At 52.3% G+C, this 4983-nt stretch carries 4 protein-coding genes; all 4 read left to right on the forward strand.

Features of this window, described 5'->3' with window-relative positions:
- The coding region (locus tag OXI60_02305) for a PD-(D/E)XK nuclease domain-containing protein (GenBank protein ID MDE0308651.1) at nucleotides 1-425 on the forward strand (425 nt) is incomplete at its 5' end.
- A gap of 162 nt (nucleotides 426-587) precedes the next feature.
- Nucleotides 588-2153 carry a hypothetical protein gene (locus OXI60_02310; GenBank protein ID MDE0308652.1) on the forward strand — a complete coding sequence of 522 codons (1566 nt, stop codon included), beginning with the start codon at nucleotides 588-590 and terminating at the stop codon, nucleotides 2151-2153.
- Between the two features lie 383 nt (nucleotides 2154-2536).
- On the forward strand, nucleotides 2537-3199 hold the full coding sequence (locus tag OXI60_02315) for a hypothetical protein (GenBank protein ID MDE0308653.1): 663 nt from the start codon (nucleotides 2537-2539) through the stop codon (nucleotides 3197-3199).
- A gap of 10 nt (nucleotides 3200-3209) precedes the next feature.
- Nucleotides 3210-4469: a putative DNA binding domain-containing protein gene (locus tag OXI60_02320; protein MDE0308654.1), complete on the forward strand. Its 1260-nt coding sequence runs from the start codon at nucleotides 3210-3212 to the stop codon at nucleotides 4467-4469.
- Nucleotides 4470-4983 lie beyond the last annotated feature (514 nt).

The raw sequence follows: 4983 nt of genomic DNA on the forward strand, positions 1-4983 counted from the left end.
ATACCGGCAGGGCTTTTCTTGTTTTTGACTTGTCTAAAGAGATTTCAGGGTTGCAGGCATATCTGTCGGGGATTCCGCACCAGTGGTATGATGTCAGCGAGATTGATCGTTTTGAGGCGCACTATGCGGGCATGCTGTATCTGGCGTTGCGTTCAGTCGAGGTGGATCTCCGGGTGGATGATGTATCGAGCCATGGCCGTTCGGACATGACGGTGCTGCATGCCGGTCAGGTGTTTGTGCTGGAGTTCAAGATGGCTGGTGACGGTGGTGATTCCGAAGGGATCATGGCGGAGGCGATGGATCAGTTGCGCGGGCGCGGGTATGCGGACAAGTACCGCGACCGCGATGAGCCGATTCATCTGGTAGGGCTGGTGTTCGGCCGCTTGGAGCGAACCCTGCTCGGCATCAGGGCTGAGCGGGCGTGAGTTCCAAAGTGGAGGAATTGATCGGAATTTCTGATCAGGCCAATTGCTTATTTCTGTGCCTTACCTTGGTATGTGCTCATTCATAGCGGCAACCAGCTTACATCTGCACCAGCCCTTGTCCGATGTTTGTCAATGGCAGTATCCCCTATATAATCACTTTCCATGAGATTCTTCAACACCGCCGGACCGATCAAGCACGAAAAGAATTACTTCATACCTCCGCTGGAGCGTATTGATAGTCCGGGAGTCATGCAACTGATTGAGCAGGAGCACTATTTCGTCCTGCACGCCCCTCGCCAGACCGGCAAAACCTCAACGCTGATCACGTTGCGAGATGAACTGAACTCGACCGGACGGTACCGCGCTGCCTATATTAACGTTGAGCCCGCCCAGGTCGCGTACGAAGATATTAGATCTGGAATGCAGTCCGTCCTGGGCGCATTGAGTGCTGAAGCCGAGGACAGTTTGGATGATCCATTCATAAGTACCAGATGGCAGGAAATACTGAAGTCAGTTGGACCTCTTACGGCACTCATTGAGACTTTGAGATGCTGGTCGGCATCTGAGTCCCGGCCCTTGGTCTTGATGATTGATGAGATTGACGCATTGGGTGGTGACATGCTGATCTCGGTGCTTCGCCAGTTGCGAGCCGGGTTTCCGCAGCGTCCCGGGAACTTTCCGCAGAGTGTGATCTTGTGTGGCGTGCGCGATGTGCGCGACTATCGGATCCGTTCGAGCCGGGATAATGAGATCATCACCGGCGGCAGTGCGTTCAACATCAAGGCGGAGTCATTGCGGCTTGGAGATTTCGATCAGTCACAGACCAGATCGCTGCTGTTGCAACATACCGGGGAGACCGGACAGTGCTGGAGCAATGACGCTCTTGATGAGGTATGGGAGTCGACCCGGGGTCAGCCGTGGCTGGTGAATGCCCTGGCGCATGAGGCCTGCCGGAGGGTCGGTGACCGCAATCGTCCGATCGGGCATGATGACATCATTGAGTCCAGGGAGGTATTGATCCGTCGTCGGGACACTCATCTTGACCAGTTGGCGGACAAGTTGCGCGAGAGGCGGGTGAGGCGGGTGATCGGGCCGATTGTGACCGGTGAGGCGGAGGCGGAGGCGTTCAGGAGCGATGATGTGCAGTATGTGCGCGATCTGGGCCTGATTCGGCGAGGCAGTCCGATCCGTATCGCCAATCCGATCTACCGCGAAGTCATCCCGCGCGAGCTGATCACCTCGACCGACGAGATCATCCCCCATCAGTCTGCGTGGTTCGTGGACGATGGGATGCTGGTGATGGATCGGCTGCTGGAGTCATTCCAGGAGTTTTTCCGCGAGCATTCGGAGCACTGGGTGCAAAGGTTCGACTACCGGAAGGCTGGACCTCAGCTCTTGCTGCAGGCTTTCTTGCAGCGCATTGTCAACTCGGGCGGACGGATCGAGAGGGAGTATGGCGTCGGACGCGGTCGCACTGACCTTCTTGTCGTATGGCAGGCGCACAAGGCGAGGCAGAAGGTGGTCATCGAGTGCAAGCTACGACGCAACGGGCTGGACCGGGTGATTGCCGACGGTCTGGTCCAGATCGGTGAATACATGGACCGTTGTGGAACCGATGAGGGCCATCTGGTGATATTCGACCGGTCTGATGACCGTTCCTGGGATGAGAAGGTGTTCCGGCACGACGAGATGGATGGAAACAGGTCTGTCACGGTGTGGGGAATGTAAAAAAACAAAGGCTTTCCAGCACATCGGGCATGTCCACGGAAGATAAACAGGAGCCGGACCTATCAATCACTTGGACAACTCACGCCCATGGAAAACAATTATCTGAAGTTCAATCAATCCCTACTCTCTGCCTGCCTGCATTCCCATATGTCGTAAGCGAGGACACAAACTTGGCTGTGGCAAAGGTAAGATATTACAATATCTACACCGAGATTTCGTATTGCATTCACACTTCCTGTTCCATCATAGGGACTTCAACATTATTACACGCAGTCTGCAGACGCAGTCCGTTATGCAAACACTGTTGTTGCGTCAAGCAAGATAGTCATTTCAATACTGGGGTAATCCGTTATATCTGACACTTCGAAAATAGACGCTGGGATATGGCTGATATAGCAGACAGGACAAACCAAAGTGAGTTGAGTGCGTTGGATTCGAAGATTGATCGCCGTAACACATCTTCAGAAGTATTTTTTCGTATTGTTGCTCGTGGAGCAGGTCCGAAACCCGATGCCAGTGACACTTGGGGAATACGAGAACAATCAGCAATGAATGACTGCAGACATCGAAACTGGCAATTTCATGATTCACGTGGGCTGAAAGTCGATTTCCATGCCCGTCCGTCGGCCTCTCTTGACACCAGTTCGTGGCAATCGGCGAAAGACAAGAAGAACAAACTGACACAAGAAAAATCGAAACTCAAGTATATGGAACCCGCATTCGACTGCGTTGCAGTTTCTGACCGTAACACTGGAGAGTGGATCGACAAGCTAAAGGGTACCCATGAAGAACCGAGGCAACAGGCAGAAGAGACAGCGTCTTCAGATCGTTTCAGGGAGTCAGCACTGTTTTCTGGTGTGGAATATTTCGTCAATGGCGAGTTTCATTTTCTCGGAGGATTTGATTCTGTAAATCATGCTTGCACGTTTAGCGACCTTCTTGCGTTAAGTCATGGACCAACTGTACCTGATCATCCAGAAGACAATTTGGACAATCACAGCACTTCTGATTTGATCGTCCATCAAATCCAAGAGTGCATGCTGTAGCATATGTGACATGTTCGCAACACGCAATGAGTTACTCGAAAAGATCGAACTCGGGGAGGATAACTTCCTGGAACTGAAGGAAGTTCGCTTCGCTGGCGACAAGATACGAGGCCCGGCGCAAGACTCCATCGCCGATGAGCTCGCAGCCTTTGCCAACTCACGCGGCGGCGTGCTCCTATTAGGGCTCCATGACGAGACTCGCGAGGTGCTTGGAATCCCGGTAGAGAAGCTGAACGCGGTGGAAACATTGGTTAGACAAGCGTGTGAGGATTCCCTTAAACCACCTGTAGTCGCCATAATCGAACGCATCAGATTACCGGATCGTATCGGGAACGAAAGACCAGTGTTGCGAGTGGACGTTCCCTCCAGTCTGTTTATTCATCAGAGTCCCGGAGGGTATTTTCATCGTATCGGTTCATCAAAGCGACCAATTCCCCCTGATCAATTGGGACGATTATTCCAGCACCGCAGCCACGCCAGACTTATAAGGTTTGACGAAACACCTGTTTCGACTGCAACACTTGGTGATTTGAGTGAAGAGCTTTGGCAGCGCTTTTTCACATCGCGTACCACCGACACAACGGAGCAGTTTCTTTCCAAGATAGGCATGGCCTCGCAGGATGATGCCGGAACCTGGCGCCCCACAGTAGCTGGTGTTTTGCTGGCCTCCAAACGACCTCAGCAGTTTCTTCCAGGCGCATTCATCCAGGCAGTCGCGTACCATGGGACTGAGATATCCACAGGGTCGGAGAGACCGTATCAGCGTGATGCCCGGGATATTACCGGACCGTTGGACCAACAAATCATTGAAACTTGTGAGTTTGTTCGAAAGAACATGCGTGTGGCAGCGAGAAAGGTTTCAGGCGGACGCGAGGATATTCCGCAATACGCCATGCTTGCCGTGTTCGAGGCTGTTACCAATTCGGTAGCCCATCGGGACTATTCCATGTCAGGCAGCAAGATACGGCTTCGCATGTTCGATGATCGAATTGAGTTGCACACCCCTGGGCTTTTGGCAAACACGATGACTCCGGAAAGCATGCCGCACCGACAGGCGTCCAGAAACGAGGCCATCACTAGTCAACTGGCACGCTGCCCGGTTGGGCGGGGTGATTTGGTCGGACATCGCACTCACATCATGGACACACGGGGAGAGGGAGTGCCGATCATTCTCGCCGAAAGTGCGAAGCTGTCCGGGAAATTGCCGGAATATCGTTTGATTGACGAATCAGAGTTACTACTCACTATCTATGCCGCTTCCGGTACTTGACAATACAAGTATTGATTGGCGAATTCGTGAATTGAATAATCGAGAAATAGCTACGCTGTCAGATTCCCATGTAGACTTTCCACCCAAACCTCTCAAGGTTGCGATGGAACTTCCTGGCGGCGCACGCTTTTTTCGTTGCGCGTTGCAGGTCTATCCCTTTGAATACTCAACCCGGCATGGAAAACAAACCGCTTTCAACTCTGAAGCTGAATGCAACAGAGCTATCATACAAAGGTGCCGGGATTGGAAATTGAAGTGAAGTCTTTGTTGACTACATATGAAACCACTGCAGAATTTACCGAGATTCCGGTCAATGTCGCGATATTTTGAAGTGACACTTTAAATCCCATAGCAAGACCACAAAACGCCTAGAAATTACGTTCATGCGCACGCGATTCCGGTTGAATTGGGGAGCATGAGTCGGAAGTAACAGGCTGATTCGATTGACTTATGCGTGACAGTCGATTGCCGGTGCGATACAACTGTGCATACCCTCAGTTGTACTTGCGGAGGC

Source organism: Acidiferrobacterales bacterium (genome assembly GCA_028820695.1).
Lineage (GTDB): Bacteria > Pseudomonadota > Gammaproteobacteria > Arenicellales > JAJDZL01 > JAJDZL01.